The organism is Pseudomonas aylmerensis, from assembly GCF_001702265.1.
Taxonomy (GTDB): domain Bacteria; phylum Pseudomonadota; class Gammaproteobacteria; order Pseudomonadales; family Pseudomonadaceae; genus Aquipseudomonas; species Aquipseudomonas aylmerensis.
Genome location: NZ_MAUE01000041.1, coordinates 12,274 through 34,380, shown reverse-complemented (window position 1 = coordinate 34,380; position 22,107 = coordinate 12,274). Strand labels below are relative to the sequence as shown.

The following is a 22,107-nucleotide window of genomic DNA, read 5'->3' as shown; positions in this document are numbered from 1 at the left end:
ACGCCCAAGGCCATAGACTTTCGGCCCGGCACGTTGCCTGGCAGTGCTTGCGGCGAAGTGGGCCTGCGCAACTACCTTGAGCAACAGCGTCGCCGAGCATCTGGTGATGAGCGTACTGGCGCTGGTGCTCAACTACCTGCCATCACCCCAGTGGGTGCTCAAGGGTGGCTGGAACATCGCCGAGTGCGTGGTCGTTCCTACGACGTGGAAGGCATGCATGTGGGCACCGTCACCGCCTGCCGGACGCCGTGGAAAAAGAGCTCAAGCTGACCGATCACGAAACCTTGGAAAGCCTGGCCAAGACCTGCGATATGGTGCCCCTGAACGGTCCGCTGCACCCGGAAACCGAGCACATGACCAACGCCGAGTCGCTCAAGCACTTCCAGCGCCGCGCTTACTTGATCAACACCGCACGCGGCAAGCTCATAGCGCCGCAGCCCCATTCACCTGTGCCTTGTTGCGCTGACGAAAACGCGACAGTTGATAGGCAATCCCCAGCCAGATAAACCACGCGGGCATCACGCACAGCGCCAGGCGCGTGTCCGGGCGCAGCGCCAACAGGCAAAGCACGAACCCCAGGAACCCCAGGGAAAACCATGCCATCGGTACACCTCCGGGCATCTTGTAAGTGGATTTGGCATGCAGGTCCGGGCGTTTTTTGCGGTAAGCGATATAGGACGCGAGGATAGTCGACCAGGTAAAAATCACCAGGATCGCCGACACCGTCGACACAATCGTGAAGGCCGTCATCACCTCCGGCACCACAAACAGCAGCACCAGGCCGAGCAGCATCAACACGGTGCTGAAGGCCAGGCTGATAAACGGCACGCTGTGCGTCGACAGTCGCCGAAAGATGCCCGGTGCATCGCCCAGGTCGGCCAGGCCGAAGAGCATGCGGCTGGCGGAAAACACCCCGCTGTTGGCCGACGACGCCGCCGAAGTCAGCACCACGAAATTCACGATGCCTGCGGCCGCGGGAAAACCAGCCACCAGGAACAGTTCCACAAACGGGCTTTTGCTCGGCGATACCTGCTGCCAGGACGTCACTGCAATGATGCACGCCAAAGCCAGCACGTAGAACAGGATGATGCGCAACGGAATCGAGTTGATCGCCTTCGGCAGGGTCTTCTCCGGCGCCCGGGTTTCGGCGGCTGCGGTGCCGATCAACTCGGTGCCGGCAAAGGAAAAGATCGCCATCTGGAAACCGGCGAAAAAGCCGAGCAGCCCATTCGGAAACGCTGCCTGTCGATCCAGCAAGTGGCCCAGGGAGGCTGTCACACCCGTAGGCGAGACAAACGCACTGGCAATCATCACCACGCTGACACTGATCAGCGTGACCACGGCGATGATCTTGATGATCGCGAACCAGAACTCCACTTCGCCAAACAGCTTGACCGTCAGCACGTTCAGCGCGAACAGCGTCAGCAGCATGCCCACGGCCGGCATCCAGGCGGGCACGTCCGGGAACCAGTACTGGAAAAATCCGCCGACCACCACCGCATCCCCGACCACCGCCACGCTCCAGCTCAGCCAGTACGACCAGCCCAGGAAGAACGCCGCACGCGGGCCCAGGTACGCGCCGGCAAAGTCGGCGAAGCTCTTGAAGTTGAGGTTCGACAACAGCAGCTCGCCCATGGCGCGCATCACGAAATACACGAACAGCCCGATGATCATGTAGATCAGGATGATCGAGGTGCCGGACAGCGCGATGATCTTGCCGGAGCCCATGAAGAGGCCGGTGCCGATCGCACCGCCCATCGCCATCAGCTGGATATGGCGGTTGTTCAGGGTGCGTTGCAACGCAGGCTTTTCGTCCAGCCCGGGCGTGGTTGTTTTCATCACAAAACCTCTTGTTATGTTTTTGAGTTTTGGCAGAAAAAAGTCGAGCAGCGAGGGTTGTTGGAATCAGGCGGTCGCGCTTTCGAACCCGTGCAGCACGTTGACGGCGTTGATGCCGATCTCATCGACCATGTAGCCACCCTCCATCACGAACAGCGTCGGCACGCCTACGCTGGCGATGATCTCGCCCATGCCGACGAAGTCCTGGCTGTCGAGCAGGAAGTGGCTGATCGGGTCGTCCTTGAACGTGTCGACGCCGAGGGAGATCACCAGAACCTCGGGAGCGAAGGCGCGCAGTTGGCGGCAGGCGTCGAGCAACGCGACCCGGTAGTCGGCCCACGTGGTGTTTTTCGGCAACGGGTAGTTCAGGTTGAAGCCCTCCCCCGCGCCGGCCCCGCGCTCACTGCTGGCGCCGGAAAAGTACGGGTAGGAGACGGCCGGGTCACCGTGCAGCGAGACGAACAGCACGTCCGGCCGCGAGTAGAAAATGTTCTGCGTGCCGTTGCCGTGGTGGAAGTCCACATCCAGCACCGCCACGCGCTGGGCGCCCTGGGTGATGGCCTGTTGCGCGGCAATCGCGGCGTTGTTGAGGTAGCAATAACCACCCATGTACTCGCGGGCGGCGTGGTGCCCCGGCGGACGGCACAAGGCGAAGGCGCTGTGATGGCCTTCATCGATCAGGGCCAGGCCGGTGAGTGCGATATCAGCGCTGGTTTTCACCGCGTTCCAGGTGGTACGGGTAATTGGCGAGCCGGCGTCCATGGCAAAGAAGCCGAGCTTGCCATCAATGAATTCCGGCACCTGTTGATTGGCCAGGTCACGCACCGGCCATACCAATGGCAGTGCGTCGTGGCTGCGGCCGATGGCGGTCCATTCGGCCCAGGCATGTTCAAGGAACGCCACATAGCGTTCGCTGTGCGCGTTGACGTAGCAGGCCCGATCAAAATGGCGCGGCACGATGATATCGCCCAGCCCGACATGCCGGACGCGGTCACGCACGGTGTCGGCGCGGCTGGGTTGTTCGAATGAGGGCTTGAGCACGCCGTCCTTGAGTTCGGTGCCATGGTGCAAACGGTGGTCATCACTAAAAACAGTCAGCATTTGTCGGTATCCGCCAGTAAAAGACAGGCTCTATTTTGTTCTGGCAGAGCCGGGCTTTCTTTGCTTTTACTCGCGCCACTGTTAGGTTTATCGGGAATTTTTACCTCTTCGGCTGCCCATCATGAAAAATAAAACCAAACAGGTCGCTCTCGACGACACTGACCTCGCCATCCTCGCCCTCTTGCAGGAGGACGCGAGTATTTCCAACGCGCAACTGAGTGAGCGCCTGTCGCTGAGCCTCACGCCCTGCTGGCGGCGCCGCAAACGCCTGGAAGAGGAAGGCGTGATCAAGGACTACCAGGCCAACCTCGACCGCAAGATGCTCGGGCTCGACATCCTGGCGTTTGTGCATGTGCGCTTCGCGATCCATACCGACCATGCGCCGGACGCCTTCGAGGCGGTGGTCAGAGACCTGCCCGAAGTGCTGTCGTGCCACAAGATCACCGGCGATGCCGATTACCTGTTGCAGGTGCTCGCCGCGGATCTCGACAGCTACAGCGAGTTCGTCGAAAGCGTTTTGCGCCGGCAATTGGGGATTGCGTCGATCCAATCGAGCCTGGCGCTGAGGGAGGTCAAGGCAACCAGCCGAGTGGCGATCGCGCGACGCGATTGACACCCCGGTACAGGGGTGATTGCTACAGCGCATAGCCAAATGCCATCCGCTGCAGATGTGAAAAATTCGTTAACTAATTCTCCCCAATGGCTTTTTTGCGACAGAACCTTCTGGCACACTGATGCGAATAATTATCATCATCTTTATTATTCGCCATGGAGGGCGCTCGGGGAGAGTCAGCTTCATGTCTGTGCAACAACACGGCGGTAACGGTTTTTCATTCAACCTGATGGCCCTGGCGGTCTGCCTGGCCAGCTCCCAAGCGGTCTTTGCGGCCGACACCGAAGCGCCAGCGGCCACGCTCGAGCTGGGTGCCACGCAAATCTCCGGTGACAGCCAGCTCGGCGAAACCACTGAAGGCACGCAGTCCTACACCACCGGCGCGATGAAAACCGCGACCAAGCTGCCATTGACGATGCGTGAAACGCCACAGGCCGTCACCGTCATCACCCGCCAGCGCATGGACGACCAGGCCATGACCAGCATCAACGACGTGGTCAACGCCACGCCGGGGTTGTTCCTGAACTACTCCAGCGGCCCTGGCCGGCAGTCCTACACCTCACGCGGTTTCGACATCGACAACCTGATGTACGACGGCATCCCGAGTGGCTACAACGGCGTTAACGTGGGTGCCCAGCCGAACCTGGCGATGTTCGATCGCGTCGAGGTCGTGCGCGGTGCCACCGGCCTGGTGACCGGCGCAGGCAACCCTTCGGCCGCCATCAACCTGATCCGCAAGCGCCCGCTGGATGAGCAGAAAGTCACCCTCACCGGTGCCGCCGGCAGTTGGGACGACTACCGTGGCGAACTCGACGCCTCCAGCCCACTGAATGACAGCGGCACCCTGCGTGGCCGGGTCGTCACCTCCTACCGCGACGCCAACAGCTTCATCGACAAGGTCGAGGAAGATCACGGCCTGTTCTATGCCGTCACCGAAGCCGACCTCAGCGAAGACACCACCCTGACCCTGGGTTTCTCCAACCAGAAGGACAAGACCAACTACTTCTGGGGTTCCTCGATGATCGGCCAGGACGGCCACCACCTGAACCTGCCGCGCTCCTACAACCCCGGCACCGACTGGGAAAACAAGGACCAGGAAATCAACACGGTCTTCGCCGAACTGCGCCAGCGCCTGGCCAATGACTGGAACCTGCAGGTCAACGCCAACTACGCCCAGCAGAACGCATTGTTCTCCGGTTCCTACCAGTCGCGCTGGGTCAACAACACACCGGCCCGGACGGTATACCAGGCCGCCTTCGATGAGGACCAGGCCGGCGTCGACGCCTTTGCCAGCGGGCCTTTCCAGGCCTTCGGGCGCACCCACGAACTGGTGGTGGGGGCCAGCAAGCGGGTCTACGACCTGACCACCCACAACTACAGCCCGTACGACACCAACTGGCCGCTCACAGCCGGCAAGCCGGACTTTGTGCACACCAACAACGACCACGAAGTCACCACCCAGGATGGCGTCTACGTGACCACCCGCCTGAGCCTGGCCGACCCGCTGAAGCTGATCCTCGGCGCGCGCCTGGACTGGTATGACTACAACAACCGTGATGGCGACGGCGACTACCATGTCACCCGCAACCTGACCCGCTACGCCGGCTTGATCTACGAGCTGGACGACCATCACTCGGTCTATGTCAGCTACAGCGACATCTTCACGCCGCAGAGCGAAAAAGACACCGCGGGCACGCCGGTCAAGCCAATCGTCGGCAAGAACTATGAAGTCGGCATCAAGGGCGAATACCTCGGCGGTGCGCTGAATGCGAGCCTCGCGCTGTTCAACGTCGACCAGGAAAACCGCGCCGTCCAGATCTTCCCGCAAACCTGCCCACAGGCCACGTGCTACGAAGCCTCGGGTGAGATTCGCAGCCAGGGTATCGACGTCGAGTTGCAAGGCGCCCTGACCGAGAACTGGCAGGTCGGCGGGGGCTACACCTACGCGCGAACCCACACCATCAAGGACGACGCCAACCCGCAGAAAGTGAACAAGCAGTTCGACACCGACACCCCGGAGCAGCTGTTCAAACTGACCACCCGCTACAACTTCCAGGGCCCGCTGGAAAAACTCCGGGTCGGCGGCAACATTTCCTGGCAGAGCCGCATGTACAACGACGTGCCGCTCAATGACGGTGGCAACTACCGCCTCAAACAGGGCGCCTACGCGGTCACCGACCTGATGGCCGGCTATAAGGTCAACGAGCACCTGGACCTGCAGCTCAACGCCAACAACATCTTCGACCGCCGCTACTATTCGTCCATCGCCAACTCGGTGAGCTACGGCGGCGACGCCTACGGCACCCCGCGCAACATGATGATGACGGCCAAGTACAGCTTCTGATCCAGGCTGGACGCCCACGGCGTGCCCCAATAGGCCTTGTGGGTCACGCTGCTCGCCGCGCTTAAAGTCCCCTACAGGGATGCCGATAAACTCTTGGCATCCCTGATCCTGCAAAAATCCTGATACCTGCTTTGCTCTACCTGCGGGCCCACGTGGCACGCCGCATGCTTTGTTCCTGGCCAGTCCACATGGAGTAAGAGTGAATGCCCGTCCGCACGCGTTTCCTGGAGCACTACCGCAAGGCCGACCGCATCATGCTGGCGTTGATCTGGCTGATGTTCCTGTTCTCGCTGGGCCTGGCGTTCTGGCACGACACCCTGCTGCAGGCGGTGATCGTGGGCGGCGGCACCAGCGTGGTGCTCACTGCGCTGTATCGCGCCGTTGGCGGCCGCCGCGCCATGCGTTGCGCGCTCGGGGCCGGACTGATGGTGATGGCCGCGCTGCACATCAACCAGGCGCAGGGCGTGATCGAATCCCACTTCGGCATCTTCGCGCTGTTAGCGGTGCTGACGTTTTACCGCGATTGGCTGCCGATCCTGATCGCGGCGCTGACCATCGCCGTGCACCACGTGGTCTTCCATGCGCTGCAGCATCAGGGTTTCCCGGTGTTCGTGATGGAGCATCACGGCGGCTGGGGCATGGTGTTCGTCCACGCCTTCTATGTGGTGATGGAAACCATCGCCCTGCTCTACCTGGCCGTGCACAGCCAGGCCGAAGCTGTTGAAAGCCAGGAAATGCTCGAGAAAATGCTCGCCGTCACCTCCCAATTCACCGTGGCAACCGCCCAGGGTGAAGGCAAGGTGCACGTGTCCCTCACCCAGCGTTTCGACCACTTCCTGCAGCAGATCACCCATCTGATCGACGGCGTCGCCCGCGACTCCCACGGCCTCGGCCAACTCGGCCAGGCCCTCGCCAGTACCAGCGGCACCCTGGAAACAGGCGCGCGGCACCAACTGGCCGAAATCAGCCAGATGACCGGCTCGATGCAACGCATGGAAGACGCCATGGGCCACATCGCGGTGCACGTCGAACACGCGGTGGAACACGCCGGCAAGGCCAGCCAACAGATCATTCGCGGCCAGGAAAGCGTCGGCCGCGCCCAGCAGGAAATCACCCAACTGGCCTCGCGCCTCAGCGGTGCCAACCAGACCGTGGAAGGCCTGGCGGTGCAAGCCGAGCAGATCGGCACGGTGCTGGAGGTGATCAACAGCATCGCCAACCAGACCAACCTCCTGGCCCTCAACGCCGCCATCGAGGCAGCCCGCGCGGGCGAGCAAGGCCGTGGTTTTGCCGTGGTCGCCGACGAAGTCCGCAGCCTGGCGCAACGCACCGCCGTCTCCACCCAGGAGATCAAAACCATCATCGAAAGCCTGCAGCAAGGCAGCCGCGAAGCCGTCGAGGCCATGCACGACAGTCGCCAGGGCGTGGAACGCTGCGTACAAGACAGCCAGGTCGCCGTGCAAATGCTGCAGGCGGTCGGCCTGGACATCGCGCAGATCGACCAGCTCAACGGCCACATCGTCAGCACCACCCGCGAGCAGACCTCGGCGAACCTGGAGATAGTCGGGCGATTGCAGGCCGTGCAGAGCATTGCGCAGAGCACCGCCAATGACGTGGAAACCCTGGCGCGCAGCAGCGAGCAGTTGCCACCGATTGCGGTGCGGCTGGACGCGCTGGGGCGCCGGTTTCATCAATAAGTGTCAAGGCGAGTGACAGCCATCAACCCAGGATGCCATCCCACAATAGCTTCAATGCAGTGATAACCAGCAAGCCATGACAGGCACGGTATAACTGGCGCTGATCCAGCTTCGCATGCAGCCGCCAGCCCAGCCACACGCCGCTCGGCACGGCGAGCAGGCAGATCAGCGCCAGGCTCAAGACATTACCGGTTGGCCGTGCGAGGATCAGCCAGGGGATTGCCTTGAGCAGATTGCCCACCGTAAAGAACAGGCTGGTGGTACCGGCGTACACCTGCTTGCTCAGACCCAGCGGCAACAGGTACATCGCAAGGGGCGGCCCACCGGAATGCGCGACCATGGTGGTAATCCCCGACGTGATCCCCGCCGCCACAGCCTTGGGCGACGAACGTGGCTTCACACCGACGTTGCCCCCGGCCTTGAACCACAGGCCCACAAAGATCAAGGTGACTGCCGCCATCACTATCGCTATCGCCCGGTGGTCCAGCACACGGAAAAGCCCATAGCCAATGCCGATGCCAACCACCAGCCCCGGCACCAGGACATTGAGGTCCGGCTTTGACCAGGTGGACGGTTTCCAATAGCGCAATCCGAACAGGTCCATGGCGATAAACAGCGGCGCGAGCAGACCGCCGGCGGTGATCGGGTCCATTACCAGTGACAACAGCGGAATCCCGACAATCGCGAACCCACCGCCGAACGCGCCTTTCATAAAGCAGATCAAAAAGACTCCGGCGAACGTCACCAGGATCGTCGCGGTGGTCAGCTCAAGTTCCATGGCGCGGCCTCCTGATCCAGCGGTGCGAGGTTTTCCAGCATGGTCCTGGACAGGGCCACCTCACCGCGCTCGCGCAGGTGGGCGATCGCCGACAGACGATCGGCATGGTCCTTGTTTTGATTGAGCTTGCGCTTGCATTCGAAGCGCAGCGGCTGGATCTCGATGCCGACAATCCTTGCCAACATTTGCTCCAGATAGTCCGCTGGCGCGTCGCCCATTCGCCAGGGTTTGGGTTGCGAAGCTTCGTGTTGGCGCGTCAGCAGCGCCAAGGTACGGCGCAGGCGTTTTTCATCTCGCATCACTCGCAGCACACCCTGCACATGTACCACTTCGTAATTCCACGTCGGCACCTGGCGATGAGTCGAGTGCTTGGATGCATAGCCGTTGGGCGACACATATGCATTCGCACCGCGAAAAATCACCAGCACCGGCACACCCTCCGTGCCGCGTTGCCATAGGGGATTGGCGCGGGCCACATGCCCGGTGAGTAATCCGTGGGTGCCGTCATGCGGGTCGAAGTCAAAAGGTACGTGGTCGGCGTCGATACCATTTGCGCCCGGCATCACGAGGATGCCCAGCGGATTGTCACGGATAATCCTGTGCAACTGTTCAGGGCGTTGTTCTGCGAAGTGATCGGGAATGTACATGGCGGGCGTTCATCTTTTTTAGAAGAGAACCCATAATGTCGAGCATGACCTGCAGCGTAAAAAGCACCAGTTTTGAGGTATTTCCATGGGCCAGTTATCGCCACGCGGAGCGGAACGCCGCATTTACGCCAGGCTGCGTGCACAGATTGAGGACGGCACACTGGCCGCGGGTACCCAACTGCCGTCCACCCGTGCGATGGCCGACACACTTGGCGTGTCGCGCACCACGGTGACCGCGGCCTATGAGCAACTCGCCGCCGAAGGGTTCGTGGTGACGGCGGTGGGCAAGGTGGCCAGGGTGGCGGCCGTTGCGGTCGGGCGCACCCAGCCAGGCAGATCGCCTGTCAATCACCCGCCGCCGGCCCTGTCCCTTTATGGCCAGCGCGTTGCGGCCCTCAAGCCCTACAGCATGGCCTCGCCCTCCGCGCGTATCGACTTCAGGTATGGCTCGGTAGCTTCACGGGACTTTCCCGCGCTTGGCTGGCACCGTGCTTATCGTGCCGAGTTGAACAAGCGCCAACCCAGCCGCCCCTACGGCCAAGCGGAAGGCGAAGAACACCTGCGCAGTGCGCTGCAAGGCTACTTGCGCCGTGCCAGGGGGCTGGCCTGCGATGCCGAGCAGATCCTCATTGTCCACGGTTCCCAACAGGGGCTCGACCTGTGTGCCCGGGTGCTGCTCAACCCCGACGATGCATTCGTCTTCGAAGACCCGGGCTACCGGATGGCCCGTTACTGCTTTGAAGCCACTGGGGCCACCCCGCTCCCCTTGCCCGTCGACACCGCCGGCCTGCAGACACAACACCTGCCCGACGACGCCCGCGTGCGCCTGGCCTATGTCACGCCGTCGCACCAATTTCCCATGGGTGCGGTGCTGCCGATCGCGCGTCGCCTCGAATTGCTCAACTGGGCAAGCCGCCATCGCGCGTGGGTCATTGAAGATGATTACGGCGGCGAATTCCGCTACGGCCAGCGCCCTATCGACGCCCTGCAATCGATGGACACCGAGGCGCGCGTCATCTACGTCGGTACCTTCTCCAAGGCCTTGTCGCCGCAATTGCGCCTGGGCTACCTGGTGCTGCCGCGCGAATTGGTCGGGGTGTTTCGAGAAGCCAAGCGCCTGACTGATCGCCATTCCGCCCGCTGGGAGCAAAACGTCCTCGCCTCGTTGATCGACAGCGGCGCCTACGAACGCCATGTGCGCCGCCTGCGCCGGGACAATGAAGGACGCCGCAAGGCCTTGCTGGACGCGGTGGAACGCTACCTGCCGGGACGCGCAAGACTCGAAGGCATGGCCGCCGGGCTGCACGGCGTTTTGCAACTGCCGGCCCTGCGCGCCCATGTTGAAGGCGCGTTGCAGGCGCTGGCGCTCGAACGCGGCGTGGGGGTCTACCCGCTGTCGCCATTGTTTAAGCAGCCGCACCTTTTGCAGTGCGAGCGACCCGCCGGGTTGATCATCGGGTACGCCGGGCTCACCCCACAGCAGATCGATGAAGGCATAGAGATACTTGCCCGCGTAATCGATAGGGTCCAGGCATCGGCGGATACGTTACACTCGCCGCCCTAAATATCTGCCAGGGAGGCGACCATGAGCGTTCGCGGTAAAGACCGACAAATCGACAATATCGAGTTCAACGTCGGCGACATTGCACGCAGCAAAGCCTTTTACGGTGGCGCATTCGGCTGGACATTCGTCGACTACGGCCCCACCTATACCGAGTTCACCGACGGCCGCCTCACCGGTGGCTTCACCACCGGCGAACCGGTTCGACCGGGTGGTCCCTTGATCATCCTGTATGCGGACAACCTCGCTGAGACACAACAGCGGCTGCACACCCTCGGCGCGGTCATCACCCGCCAGACCTTCGCCTTCCCCGGCGGCAGCAGGTTCCACTTCACCGACCCCGACGGCTATGAACTGGCCGTATGGACGGCACACGAGTAAGCCTGCCGCGCCCCCTCATCGATCATCGACTGTACTTTCTGACATGGATTCAGGTTTTGTAATGCGCAAAATTGCCCTGCCGTTTTTGACCCTCTTGTGCCTTCAAGGCTGCGCCGAAATGCCGGCCTACTCGAATGTGGATTCCAGTGAACCGCGCGATGAGGCTCGCTACACCGTCGTCGAAACCGACACCTACGCGGGAAGGCCCAACCGCAGCTTCCTGGACCTGCAGCCGGACCTGAACATCATCCGGGTCAACGATAAAAAGGTCGGCAATATTCCGTTCTCGACCTACTACTACAAAAATGACTCACCGCAACGCGCCGTGCTGGTGCCGGGCAGCTACACAATTCAACTGGAGTACCGGCTGCCGCGGTACTTCATGTTTGCGGACTTGGAATTCGAGGGAAAACCCGGGCAGAAGATCATCGCGCGCTCGCAGTACATTGGATTGAATCGGCTGAAGATCTGGCTGGAGGATTCGGCGACGGGGGAAGTGGTGAGCAAGGGCATGCACTAAGGCTCCAGGCCCCCGAAAGGCTCGAGCATTGCCAGGCTATTTCGGACGTTATCAGCGAGCGCGCATGCCTGCAGCGCCATGCGTCACACCGGGTGCTCACGGCGTGGCGCTGGTGATCGCCGTGCGCGCAACGCGCTCCCAGGCCCGCACGGCGGAGGTGGCTGCCGCTGGAAACTCAATCGTGCGTTAATCCGGGGCCAGGCGCAGCGACAACGCCTCAATGACCTGCGCCACCAGGCTGTCGGTGCTGTGGGTCCCGTCAACCTGCAGCACCGCAGCGCTTTGACTGGCCAGCCATCGCGCGTGCCAGGCTCGATTGCGGCCGCCAAAGTGCGGATCGTCGTACTGCGAGGCCCATTCGCGAAAGGCCACATGGATCGCGTGCATGTCGCCGCCGGGTGCGATCCGCTCGCCAAAGCGTTGCTGTTCACGCGCGGCCAGGCGTTGAAGGCGGACTGGCGTTGCAGTGTCCACGAAGACGATCAGCTCGACCTGGGTGATCAATTCGTCGCCCCAGTTCATACACGAGCCCGTCAGCACCCAGTCTTCGTCGCCGAGTCTTTGCTGCATCAATGACACGCGCTCAGGCGCGGCACGCTTGGTGGTGAACGGTGGGTCCGTGGGCATCCAGTAAAAATCATCGACATCGACATGGAGCACGCCCAGCCGCGCTGCGAGGTTCTGGCCCAGCGTGGTCACGCCCGCGCACGAGGCACCGGTGATGTAAACGCGCATTTTTCTTCCCTGGAGACACATCGATTTCGAGGCCCGCACGATAGCCTAAATCCACCCTGATTGAATAAAACGACATCCTTGCACCTTCGCGACAAACACGTTACAAAGCCCCATCAAGTTGTACGACGTCCTAACAATAAATCGCCATCCCCGATGACGGCGCCCACTGTTCGAGCCCCTATCATGACTGCGCCTGCCCCCATTCAAACCACGCCTGCCCTGTTCTCGCGGCACATCGCCGTGTTGATTCTGCTCTGTATGGGCTGCGCCTTTGCCGGCAACCACATTGCCGCTCGCGTGGCGTTTGATGATGGGGCCGGCGTGCTGCTGGCGATTCTGATGCGCTCGGGCGGTACCTTGTTGGTACTCGCCGTGCTGGTGCTATGGCAACGCCAAAGCCTGCGCCTGCCGCCCGGTGCATGGCGCTGGCAAGTGCTGCTGGGCCTGCTCATCGCTACTCAAAGCCTGTGCCTGTACTCGGCCGTAGCCCGCGTGCCGGTCGCGCTGGCGTTACTGGTGGCGAATGTCTTTCCGATTTTGCTCGCGCTGCTCACCTGGGCATTCGGCGGCCCGCGCCCCACTGCTCGCACCGCACTGCTGATGGGTTTGATCCTGGTGGGCCTGGTGTTCGTGCTGGACGTTCCCGGGCGCCTCTCAGCCAGCGCAGAGATCGGCCCGCAATGGCTGCTCGGTGTCACCCTGGCGTTCTGCGCCGCCTTTGTATTCGCCTGCGCCCTGTGGATCACCGACCACAAGTTGTCGCAGGTACGCGGTTCCGTGCGCAGTCTGCTGACGATCTTCATTGTGTTCAGTAGCGTCAACCTTGCCGGCGTGAGTGGTGCCCTCGCCGACGGCCTGAACCTGCCGGCAACCAGCACCGGCTGGCTGGCACTCGCCACACTGGTCGTGCTCTACGGCACAGGCTTCATCGTGTTGTTCATTTCGGTGCCGCGCCTGGATATGCCGCGAAACGCGCCGGTGATGAACATCGAGCCGCTGGCGACGCTGCTGATGGGCTGGATCGTGCTCGATCAAATGCTCAGCGCCGGGCAGATCGCCGGTGGCGTCATCGTGGTAACCGGGATTGTGCTGCTGACGTATCGCAAGTCTGCGCAGCCTGTCGCCAAGGCCGTGTAAGGCTTGATGCAGGCTTGAACGGCGTGAGTTTTCAGATCGACACAGGCCGTTTTTTTCGTCACGCCTGCGTGTCAACATCATCCAGCTTCGCCCATCGATAGTCCCCTCGCTGCACCTGGCCCAATTCCTGCCTTCTCCTCCCCTGACACGTCGCTGTTGACTACGCGGACGACTCTTTTGAGCCCCGCCGCGTAAGCCCCTCCCCCGATAATCAAGCATCCCCGATCCCATCCCGAGGCCTTCCCCCATGACGAGCCCCTCCACCGAACAGGTCAGCCCCCACACCCTGCGAAAGGTCATCATCGCCGCCGGCATCGGTAACTTCGTCGAGTGGTTCGACTTCGCCGTCTACGGCTTCCTCGCCACCACCATCGCGCAACAGTTCTTCCCCAGCGGCGACACCAGTGCTGCGCTGCTCAAGACCTTCGCGGTATTCGCCGTGGCGTTCGCTTTCCGGCCCCTGGGCGGGGTGTTCTTTGGCATGCTCGGCGACCGCATCGGGCGCAAACGCACGCTGGCCATGACGATCCTACTGATGGCCGGTGCCACCACCTTGATCGGCCTGCTCCCGACTTACGCCGCCATCGGCGTTGCAGCGCCGATTCTGCTGTCGCTGATCCGCTGCGCCCAGGGTTTCTCCGCTGGCGGCGAATACGCCGGGGCCTGCGCCTATCTGATGGAACACGCGCCCAGTGACAAGCGCGCCTGGTACGGCAGCTTCGTGCCGGTGTCGACGTTTTCCGCGTTCGCTGCCGCCGCCGTGGTGGCGTACGCCCTGGAGGCGTCGTTATCCGCCGAAGCGATGGGCAGTTGGGGCTGGCGCCTGCCGTTCCTGATCGCGGCGCCACTGGGGCTGGTCGGGCTTTACCTGCGCTGGAAGCTGGATGAGACGCCCGCCTTCCAGGCCGTCAAGCAGGAGCATGCGGTAGCCCACTCCCCGCTCAAGGAAACCTTGCGCAACCATGGTGCGGCGATCTGCTGCCTGGGCGCTTTTGTGTCACTCACGGCGCTGTCGTTTTATATGTTCACCACCTACTTCGCGACGTATCTGCAAGTGGCCGGCGGACTGAGCCGGGCGATGGCGTTGCTGGTGTCGCTGATTGCGCTGATTTTCGCCGCGGCGATTTGCCCGCTGGCCGGGCTGTACTCCGACCGGGTGGGGCGCCGGGTCACGGTGATGACCGCCTGTGCGCTGTTGATCGTGGTGGTGTATCCGTCGTTCCTGATGGCCAGTTCCGGCTCGTTCGCAGCCTCGGTGGTCGGGGTGATGTTGCTCGCGGTCGGCGCCGTGCTGTGCGGCGTGGTCACCGCCGCCTTGCTCTCGGAGACCTTCCCGACCCGCACGCGCTACACCGCTTCGGCGATCACCTACAACATGGCGTACACGATCTTCGGCGGTACCGCGCCGTTGATGGCAACCTGGCTGATCAGCACCACCGGCAGCAACCTGTCACCGGCGTTCTACCTGATTGCCGTGGCATTGCTCGCGCTGGCCGGCGGACTGGCACTGCCGGAGACCTCGCGGATTTCCCTGCATGATGTAGGCCCACAGGAAAAAGCCCCCGCGCCGCTGCTCTCGCGCTAAGCCAAACCCAACCCCACAGACAACCCCAATCCCCTGTAGGGGTTGTCGAGCCCCAGCGAGGCTGCGAAGAGGCCCTGTCAGCCGATAGAGATGTCGACTGTGAGTCCGCCTTCGCAGCCTCGCCTGGGCTCGACAACTCCCACAGGGGTCTTGCGTTTTATCAGCAGACTATCCCGCCCCATGAGAAAAATCCCAGGCGCCGCCCCATCATCAAGCCAACCCCAACCCCACAAACAACCCCAATCCCCTGTGGGAGTTGTCGAGCCCCAGCGAGGCTGCGAAGAGGCCCTGTCAGGCACTGAAGATATCAACTCTGAACCCACCCACCCCATCATGAGGAGGGCTAACGCTTCAGTGAAATCAATTCATTATCTCTAACTCTAACCCCCGGCCTAAACTACACCTCTAAGACAGATCATATAAAGACTACTGAGCCAAAACCAACAGGCCGGCGGAATAGCACTCATCAGTGCACTTCATGTCGTCGGGTTTTATCTCAGGCATCAGGGTGTCAGATCAAAATGAACAACGAGTTTACATTTACGCTTAAGCGCCTTCGCTTCGACGAGCACTATCACCCCTCGGAAAATACACGCATCACCACTAATTTCGCCAACTTGGCCCGGGGCCAGAGTCGTCAAGAGAACCTGCGCAATACACTAAGGATGATTGACAATCGCTTCAATGCGCTCGCGCACTGGGACAATCCCAAAGGCGATCGTTACACCGTTGAACTTGAAATCATCTCGGTTGAAATGGGCATTGATGTCGAACACAGTGGCCGTGCCATTCCGCTGATTGAAGTATTGAAAACCACCATCGTCGACCTGAACACCAACGAGCGCATCGACGGCATCGTAGGCAACAACTTCTCCTCCTACGTGCGCGACTATGATTTCAGCGTGGTACTGCTGGACCACAACAAGCATCAGCCCACCTTTGGCACGCCAGAGAATTTCGGAGACTTGCACGGCAAGCTCTTCAAGCATTTCGTGAATTCCAGCACCTACAAGGACAACTTCAATAAGCCGCCGGTGATATGCCTGAGCGTTTCAAACACCAAGACTTATCATCGAACTGAAAACCAGCACCCGGTACTTGGGGTTGAATACCAGCAAGATGAACACTCCTTGACCGATGACTATTTCAGGAAGATGGGTTTAAAAGTCCGTTATTTCATGCCATCAAACAGTGTTGCGCCGTTGGCGTTTTATTTTTCCGGCGACCTGCTGGGTGATTACACCAACCTTGAACTTATCAGCACTATCAGCACGATGGACACGTTCCAGAAGATTTACCGGCCCGAGATCTACAACGCGAACTCTGCAGCCGGAAAGTCCTATCAACCGAGCTTGAAGCACCAGGACTACTCCTTGACGCGCATTGTTTATGACCGTGAGGAACGTAGCCGCCTGGCGATTGAGCAGGGCCAGTTTGTTGAAGAGAACTTCATCAAGCCGTACCACGCCATTCTTGAACAATGGTCCGCCAACTGCGCGCTTTGACTCAGCCAATACAAGGTTATCCCGAATGAAAAAATTGTTACCCACCTCCACGGCTGGCAGTTTGCCGAAACCCTCCTGGCTCGCACAACCGGAGACACTGTGGTCACCCTGGAAGCTGCAGGATGAGGCCTTGATCGAGGGCAAGCAGGATGCGTTGCGTTTGGCGCTGCAAGAGCAACAACACGCCGGTATTGACATCGTCAGTGACGGTGAACAGACGCGCCAACATTTCGTCACGACGTTCATCGAGCACCTCAGCGGCGTAGATTTCGAGAAACGCGAGACGGTCAGGATTCGTGATCGTTATGACGCGAGCGTGCCGACGGTGGTGGGCGCGGTGAGCCGCCAAAAGCCGGTGTTTGTTGAAGATGCCAAGTTTCTGCGCCAGCAGACCCAGCAACCGATCAAGTGGGCGTTGCCAGGCCCGATGACCATGATCGATACGCTTTATGACAACCACTACAAGAGTCGCGAAAAACTCGCGTGGGAATTCGCCAAAATCCTCAATCAGGAAGCCAGGGAACTGGAAGCGGCTGGCGTCGACATTATTCAATTCGACGAGCCGGCTTTTAACGTTTTCTTTGACGAAGTCAACGATTGGGGCGTGGCAACCCTGGAAAGGGCAATCGAAGGCCTCAAGTGCGAAACCGCTGTGCATATTTGCTATGGCTACGGCATCAAGGCCAATACCGATTGGAAAAAGACCCTGGGCTCGGAATGGCGCCAATATGAAGAGGCCTTCCCCAAGCTGCAAAAATCCAGCATCGACATCATCTCGCTGGAATGTCACAACTCTCATGTGCCGATGGAGTTGATTGAACTCATCCGGGGTAAAAAGGTGATGGTCGGCGCCATCGACGTGGCAACCGACACCATTGAGACACCCGAGGAAGTCGCCAACACCCTGCGCAAAGCCCTGCAGTTTGTCGATGCCGACAAGCTCTATCCGTGCACCAACTGCGGCATGGCGCCCCTACCGCGTCGCGTAGCGAGAGGCAAACTGAACGCACTCAGTGCAGGCGCAGAAATCGTTCGACGAGAACTCTTGAACGCGTGAGTTCACGGCTCCAGCCATAGGCTGGCTGATCCAGGCCGTTGAAGGCTTCAGGGAGATTCTGAAAAAGACTCCCTGAAGCCTGCAGCCCGCCAAACGTCCAGTCGCCCCCAGGCTTTTCTCACTACGATCAAGCTGCCTCCCTTATCCAGGACCTACCATGTCACTCGCCAACATGGCTATCGAGCCATTGAGCTTTCGCGAAGCGCTCGGCCACTACGCATCCGGTATCACCGTGATTACCTCACACGTGGATGGCGAGCCCATTGGCTTCACTTGCCAGTCGTTCTACAGCGTGTCGGTGAGCCCACCGCTGGTGTCTTTCAGCGTGATGTCGAGTTCGGCCAGCTACCCCAGAATCCGCCAGGCGGGTCGGTTCGCCGTGAATATCCTGTCCGGTGAGCAAGTCACGATTTCCAACCAGTTCGCTCGCCGCGGCACCGACAAATGGCACGGCGTCGAATGGCAGGCATCGCCGCTGGGCAATCCGCTCCTTGGCGGCAGCCTGCACTGGCTTGATTGCGAAATTCACGCCGAATACGCCGCAGGTGACCACCTGATCGTCATCGGTGAAGTGAAAGCGTTGAACCTGCAAGAGACCGCTGCCACGCAGCCATTGCTGTATTTCAAAGGACAATATTGCAACCTCGCCACGCACACCAAGGTGTGAGCGTCTACGACGGCCGCCCTTGCGCTGGCTCAACCGCACCGACTGCCGTTATCCTCCTTCTCCCCAGACCCGAGAACCGGAGCCGCCATGGACCTCGCCACCCTCGCCCTTTTCCTCCCCGCCTGCTTCGCCCTGAACATGGCGCCTGGCCCGAACAATCTGCTGTCCGTGAGCAACTCCACCCGCTACGGCTACCGCACCTCGTGCCTCGCGGGGATCGGCCGCTTGCTGGCCTTCGCCGGCATGATCGCCCTCGCCTCCGCCGGCCTTGCGGTGGTGCTGCAAACCTCGGAGTTGCTGTTCTACGCGATCAAGATTGTGGGCGCGGCGTATCTGTTCTACCTGGCGTTTCAGCTGTGGCGGGCGAATCCCGAGGCAGAGGCGCAATCGACCGCAGCCAAGGTGGGATTGTGGGCGTTGGCGCGCCAGGAGTTTCTGGTCGCGGCCGGTAATCCGAAGGCAATTTTGATCTTCACCGCATTCCTCCCGCAGTTCGTGGTGCCGGGGCAGCCGATCACGCCGCAATTTGCGCTGCTGGGTGCGTTGTTCCTGATGCTCGAATGGATTGCTATCAGCGCCTACGCCTATATGGGCCTGCATATGCGCCGCTGGTTCGCCGAGCCACGCGGCAAGCGGATCTTCAATCGTTGCTGCGCAGGGCTGTTGTCGGCAGCGGCGACGGTGTTGTTGATGGCGCGTCGGGCGTAAGCTTGCTCGCCTCAGCGGATTTCCCAGTCAAGGAGACACTCAATGAAAACCATGGTGGTCGGCGCAAGCAAAGGGTTGGGCAAGGCCCTGATCGAGGGGCTTGGTGAGCCTGGGGACACGCTGATCGGCGTGTCCCGCTCCCATCCCGGACACCTGGAGCAACGGGCCGGCGTGCAGGTGCGCTGGGTCGAGGCCAACCTCGCGGAGCCGGCCAAGGCAGCGCAAGTCATCGCAGACGCAATAGCCGATGACGGCCTGGACACGCTGATCTACAACCTCGGCATCTGGGAGGCACTGGCGTTTGACCCGGCTTACGCGTTCCTGGCTGACGACGATGACCAGTTGGAAGCCATCGTCAATTGCAACATCACCTCGACGATCCTGCTGATCAAGCGGCTGTTGCCGGTGCTGCTGAAGAGCAAAAATCCACGCATCATCCTGACCGGCTCCACTTCCGGCCTGCCGCAAAGTGGCCGGCCTGAGGTTGCCTTCGGAGCTTCCAAGTTCGCCTTGCGCGGTATCGCCGATGCCCTGCGTGAAGGCTATCGCCAGCAACGCCTGGGCGTCACTTGCCTGAACCTCGGCTACCTCAACACCGAAGACCCCTTGAGCACACCGCGTGCGGTGGCCGAGCAACGCGGTGAAGGCCACTCGATCCCCGTGCACGATGTGGTGCAGGTGGTGCGCATGACGCTGAGTCTGTCTTCCGCCAGTTTCGTCAAGGACATCACCCTGCCGGCGATCCTGGACGAGCGCTTTTGACCGAGGAGCCTGCGCATGACCCGCAACGAACTCGCCGACCTTTACCGAGGCTACGTTGACTGCCTCAACCAGCAGGACTGGGATCGCCTGGGCGACTTCGTCCACCCGGACGTGACCTACAACGCCACACGGGTCGGCCTCGACGGTTACCGCGCGATGCTGGAGCGTGACTTCCGCGAAATCCCCGACCTGGTATTTCGCATCCAACTGCTGGTCGCCGACCCGCCCACGGTGGCCAGCCGGCTGAATTTCAACGTCACGCCCAGGGGCGAATTCTTCGGGCTGCCGATCAATGGCCGGCAGGTGAAATTCGATGAAAACGTGTTTTATGAAGTGCTCGACGGCCGGTTTGCGCACGTATGGTCGGTGATCGACAAGGCGGCTATCGAAGCGCAGCTCGGCGTCTAGACTCCATACACCCGTCACCTGTGGAGACCGACCATGAAAAGCAAGAACACCCTCTGCCTCTGGTACCACGGCGCCGCCGAGGAGGCTGCCCGCTTCTATGCCAGCACCTTCCCGGACAGCACGGTCGATGCCGTGCACCTGGCACCCGGCGACTACCCTTCCGGCAAGCAGGGTGATGTGCTGACCGTGGAATTCACGGTGATGGGCATTCCGTGCATCGGTCTGAATGGCGGCCCGATCTTCACGCACTCCGAGGCGTTTTCGTTTCAGGTGGCTACCGATGATCAGGCGGAAACCGACCGGTACTGGAATGCAATCATCGACAACGGCGGCCAGGCCAGCGTCTGTGGTTGGTGCAAGGACAAATGGGGGCTGTCGTGGCAGATCTCGCCGAGGGTATTGACCGCCGCCGTCTCCAATCCGGACCAGAAGATCGCCAAGCGTGCCTTCGACGCGATGATGACCATGACCAAAATCGACATTGCCGCCATTGAAGCCGCCATCAAGGGCTAAGCAACGGCGGGCCTTGGGGTTAGGTCCCTGAGGCCCCGATGCGATAACCTTAAAGATTGACACTCCCCTGCCGTCACCCTTACATCCCCGAATGGACTCAATGAGGCTCTTGTGCGCGTTTTAACTTCCCTATTGCTTGCCGGTGGCATCGCCACCTTGTCCGGTTGCGCCACCCAGGCCAACAGAGTCGACCAAATGTTCGCCGTTACCTTGGGCCAACCGCTGGTCGAGAACAGTATCGTGCGCGAAGGCGACCTGCTGAGTTTCGAAGTGCTGATGCCCGAATTCAAAACCGGCATGCGCCCTACCATGCAGTTCGAAGCCGCGTGCTCGTCGCCACAACTGTACCTGCTGTACATCGACGGCTCGCAGCGTGTCTATCCGCTGAAAGCCGGGCGCTACAGCAAAGCGCGCGAGCTGTCCGCCGACCTGTATGCAAAGTTGGCCGCCAACCCGACCTTCGTGCGTGCCTGTGCCGAGACGCCCAAGCCTGACTGGCGCCTGGTCAAGAGCGACGATCGCGATAACTGGGTGCTGATCGACGCCGCCAGCGTCAAGACCGTGCAGGGTGAAACCCGCTTCTGGGCGGCGTTCGATAACCCCACGGTACTCAACGACCTGCCCTACGACGCGCCGTACGCGCAAAAACGCGAGCACTTTGCGGTGTCCTGCGCAAACGGCACCTACAAGGAACTGGCCGGGTATGACCTGGACGCACGCAATCGCGTCAGCGACGGCCGCGTCGACAGCTTCCCGACGCCGCGCGCGATGGCCGGCAGCAATGACGACTACGAGTTGCTGTTCAAGCATGTCTGCGCCACCCCAGAGAAAATCGCCGCACTGCCGGTGTTCAAGCCGCGCCTGAAAGCGCCGGCCAACATCGCCTTGACCTCGGTGCAGCCACAAGTCCTCGCCGCGTTGGCGCCGTTCAAGCAGGACAAGCCGGCGCGGACCCTGAAGTACGTGCACTTCACCGGCACCTCGACCATGAAAGGCAAGACCAGCAATTCGACCAGCGAGCAGTTCATCAGCCAGGACGCGGCGAGCGGCCAGCAGGCGATCGCCCTGCGTGGCGATGGCTACGAGTCGCAGTCGGTGAGCTGGCGCAACCTGATCGAACTGGTGTCCAAGTCGACCTTCTCGAGCATGGCCGAAAGCTCGACACTGACCCAGCTGAGCCTCACCGGTAACTGGAAGGAACTGCCGGTCGGCGACACGGTGGTCTACCAGATCAACCGCTCGACCCTCAACAGCTTGCTCGGCAGCTACAACAAGCAACAGGTCACGCGTTGCGTGGTCGAGCGCGAATTGCCGGCGAGTGAACTCAATCCCAAGCTGCTGGGCAGCGCCAAGGCCTTGTCGTGCCGTACCGACGACGACAAGTACAACCGCGTCAACCACCTGTTCTACCTGACCGACTATGCGTATTTCCACGAGTCCAGCACGGACAAGAATGAGTTTTTCTACTCCGATTCGCGCATCGATCGATTCGAATAACAGCGCCGAATAAACATCGTTGACACACCCTGTAATATTCCATGAAGATGGA

22 protein-coding genes are annotated in these 22,107 nt (G+C 61.0%); 17 read left to right on the top strand and 5 right to left on the bottom strand.

Annotated features, from left to right (window positions below; all coding sequences use genetic code 11):
* The first annotated feature begins 164 nt into the window (after positions 1–164).
* Positions 165–506 (top strand): NAD(P)-dependent oxidoreductase, encoded by a 342-nt coding sequence (locus tag BBG20_RS33570; protein ID WP_226945041.1) that lies wholly within the window; start codon positions 165–167, stop codon positions 504–506.
* On the opposite strand, the gene BBG20_RS24725 is transcribed toward BBG20_RS33570, so the two are convergent.
* Together BBG20_RS24725 and BBG20_RS24720 are read right to left on the bottom strand one after the other, a co-directional pair.
* Positions 424–1,839: an amino acid permease gene (locus BBG20_RS24725; protein WP_065908107.1), complete on the bottom strand. Its 1,416-nt coding sequence runs from the start codon at positions 1,837–1,839 to the stop codon at positions 424–426. The two genes, BBG20_RS33570 and BBG20_RS24725, sit on opposite strands and share 83 nt — an antisense overlap.
* 66 nt (positions 1,840–1,905) lie before the next feature.
* The gene (locus BBG20_RS24720) at positions 1,906–2,940 is read right to left on the bottom strand and encodes a histone deacetylase family protein (RefSeq protein WP_065908106.1); all 1,035 of its coding nucleotides are present in this window, start codon (positions 2,938–2,940) and stop codon (positions 1,906–1,908) included.
* A gap of 121 nt (positions 2,941–3,061) precedes the next feature.
* Here BBG20_RS24720 and BBG20_RS24715 point away from each other — a divergent pair, with 121 nt between their 5' ends.
* The 3 genes from BBG20_RS24715 (at position 3,062) to BBG20_RS33400 (ending at position 7,594) form a co-directional block, all read left to right on the top strand.
* Complete coding sequence (locus tag BBG20_RS24715; RefSeq protein WP_065908104.1) at positions 3,062–3,553, top strand: Lrp/AsnC family transcriptional regulator; 492 nt, start codon at positions 3,062–3,064, stop codon at positions 3,551–3,553.
* Between the two features lie 184 nt (positions 3,554–3,737).
* Positions 3,738–5,897 (top strand): TonB-dependent siderophore receptor, encoded by a 2,160-nt coding sequence (locus tag BBG20_RS24710; RefSeq protein WP_065908103.1) that lies wholly within the window; start codon positions 3,738–3,740, stop codon positions 5,895–5,897.
* Positions 5,898–6,100: 203 nt separating this feature from the next.
* Positions 6,101–7,594, top strand: a complete 1,494-nt coding sequence (locus tag BBG20_RS33400) for a methyl-accepting chemotaxis protein (RefSeq protein WP_065908101.1) — start codon at positions 6,101–6,103, stop codon at positions 7,592–7,594.
* A gap of 22 nt (positions 7,595–7,616) precedes the next feature.
* Here the strand turns inward: BBG20_RS33400 and BBG20_RS24700 are convergent, their stop codons facing one another.
* Both BBG20_RS24700 and BBG20_RS24695 read right to left on the bottom strand, forming a co-directional pair.
* Positions 7,617–8,372 (bottom strand): sulfite exporter TauE/SafE family protein, encoded by a 756-nt coding sequence (locus tag BBG20_RS24700; protein WP_065908099.1) that lies wholly within the window; start codon positions 8,370–8,372, stop codon positions 7,617–7,619.
* Entirely contained in the window at positions 8,357–9,019 is a 663-nt protein-coding gene (locus BBG20_RS24695; protein ID WP_065908368.1) for an FMN-binding negative transcriptional regulator, read from the bottom strand. Before BBG20_RS24695 ends, BBG20_RS24700 begins: the two co-directional genes overlap by 16 nt.
* Positions 9,020–9,104: 85 nt before the next feature.
* On the opposite strand from BBG20_RS24695, the gene pdxR reads away from it, so the two are divergent.
* The 3 genes from pdxR (at position 9,105) to BBG20_RS24680 (ending at position 11,481) form a co-directional block, all read left to right on the top strand.
* Complete coding sequence (pdxR, locus tag BBG20_RS24690) at positions 9,105–10,583, top strand: MocR-like pyridoxine biosynthesis transcription factor PdxR (protein WP_065908098.1); 1,479 nt, start codon at positions 9,105–9,107, stop codon at positions 10,581–10,583.
* Positions 10,584–10,604: 21 nt separating this feature from the next.
* On the top strand, positions 10,605–10,961 hold the full coding sequence (locus BBG20_RS24685; RefSeq protein ID WP_065908096.1) for a VOC family protein: 357 nt from the start codon (positions 10,605–10,607) through the stop codon (positions 10,959–10,961).
* Positions 10,962–11,022: 61 nt separating this feature from the next.
* On the top strand, positions 11,023–11,481 hold the full coding sequence (locus BBG20_RS24680; RefSeq protein WP_065908094.1) for a hypothetical protein: 459 nt from the start codon (positions 11,023–11,025) through the stop codon (positions 11,479–11,481).
* Between the two features lie 186 nt (positions 11,482–11,667).
* On the opposite strand, the gene BBG20_RS24675 is transcribed toward BBG20_RS24680, so the two are convergent.
* Complete coding sequence (locus tag BBG20_RS24675) at positions 11,668–12,216, bottom strand: P-loop NTPase family protein (protein WP_065908089.1); 549 nt, start codon at positions 12,214–12,216, stop codon at positions 11,668–11,670.
* A gap of 183 nt (positions 12,217–12,399) precedes the next feature.
* On the opposite strand from BBG20_RS24675, the gene BBG20_RS24670 reads away from it, so the two are divergent.
* The 10 genes from BBG20_RS24670 to BBG20_RS24625 all read left to right on the top strand — a co-directional run bounded on the left by BBG20_RS24670 (position 12,400) and on the right by BBG20_RS24625 (position 22,055).
* The gene (locus BBG20_RS24670; RefSeq protein ID WP_065908088.1) at positions 12,400–13,353 is read left to right on the top strand and encodes an EamA family transporter; all 954 of its coding nucleotides are present in this window, start codon (positions 12,400–12,402) and stop codon (positions 13,351–13,353) included.
* Positions 13,354–13,600: 247 nt separating this feature from the next.
* Entirely contained in the window at positions 13,601–14,938 is a 1,338-nt protein-coding gene (locus tag BBG20_RS24665) for an MFS transporter (protein WP_065908086.1), read from the top strand.
* A 521-nt stretch (positions 14,939–15,459) separates the two neighbouring features.
* The gene (locus tag BBG20_RS24660; RefSeq protein WP_065908084.1) at positions 15,460–16,443 is read left to right on the top strand and encodes a DUF1852 domain-containing protein; all 984 of its coding nucleotides are present in this window, start codon (positions 15,460–15,462) and stop codon (positions 16,441–16,443) included.
* A 25-nt stretch (positions 16,444–16,468) separates the two neighbouring features.
* Positions 16,469–17,500, top strand: coding sequence for a methionine synthase (locus BBG20_RS24655; RefSeq protein ID WP_065908082.1), 1,032 nt, complete (start codon positions 16,469–16,471; stop codon positions 17,498–17,500).
* Positions 17,501–17,657: 157 nt separating this feature from the next.
* Entirely contained in the window at positions 17,658–18,167 is a 510-nt protein-coding gene (locus tag BBG20_RS24650) for a flavin reductase family protein (protein WP_065908080.1), read from the top strand.
* A gap of 87 nt (positions 18,168–18,254) precedes the next feature.
* Positions 18,255–18,875 (top strand): LysE family translocator, encoded by a 621-nt coding sequence (locus BBG20_RS24645; protein ID WP_065908079.1) that lies wholly within the window; start codon positions 18,255–18,257, stop codon positions 18,873–18,875.
* Between the two features lie 42 nt (positions 18,876–18,917).
* A complete protein-coding gene (locus BBG20_RS24640; RefSeq protein ID WP_065908077.1) occupies positions 18,918–19,637 on the top strand; it encodes an SDR family NAD(P)-dependent oxidoreductase in 720 nt (239 codons plus the stop codon).
* Between the two features lie 15 nt (positions 19,638–19,652).
* Positions 19,653–20,045: an ester cyclase gene (locus BBG20_RS24635; RefSeq protein ID WP_065908075.1), complete on the top strand. Its 393-nt coding sequence runs from the start codon at positions 19,653–19,655 to the stop codon at positions 20,043–20,045.
* A gap of 33 nt (positions 20,046–20,078) precedes the next feature.
* Complete coding sequence (locus BBG20_RS24630) at positions 20,079–20,558, top strand: VOC family protein (RefSeq protein ID WP_065908073.1); 480 nt, start codon at positions 20,079–20,081, stop codon at positions 20,556–20,558.
* 111 nt (positions 20,559–20,669) lie between these two features.
* The gene (locus tag BBG20_RS24625; RefSeq protein WP_065908072.1) at positions 20,670–22,055 is read left to right on the top strand and encodes a hypothetical protein; all 1,386 of its coding nucleotides are present in this window, start codon (positions 20,670–20,672) and stop codon (positions 22,053–22,055) included.
* Positions 22,056–22,107 lie beyond the last annotated feature (52 nt).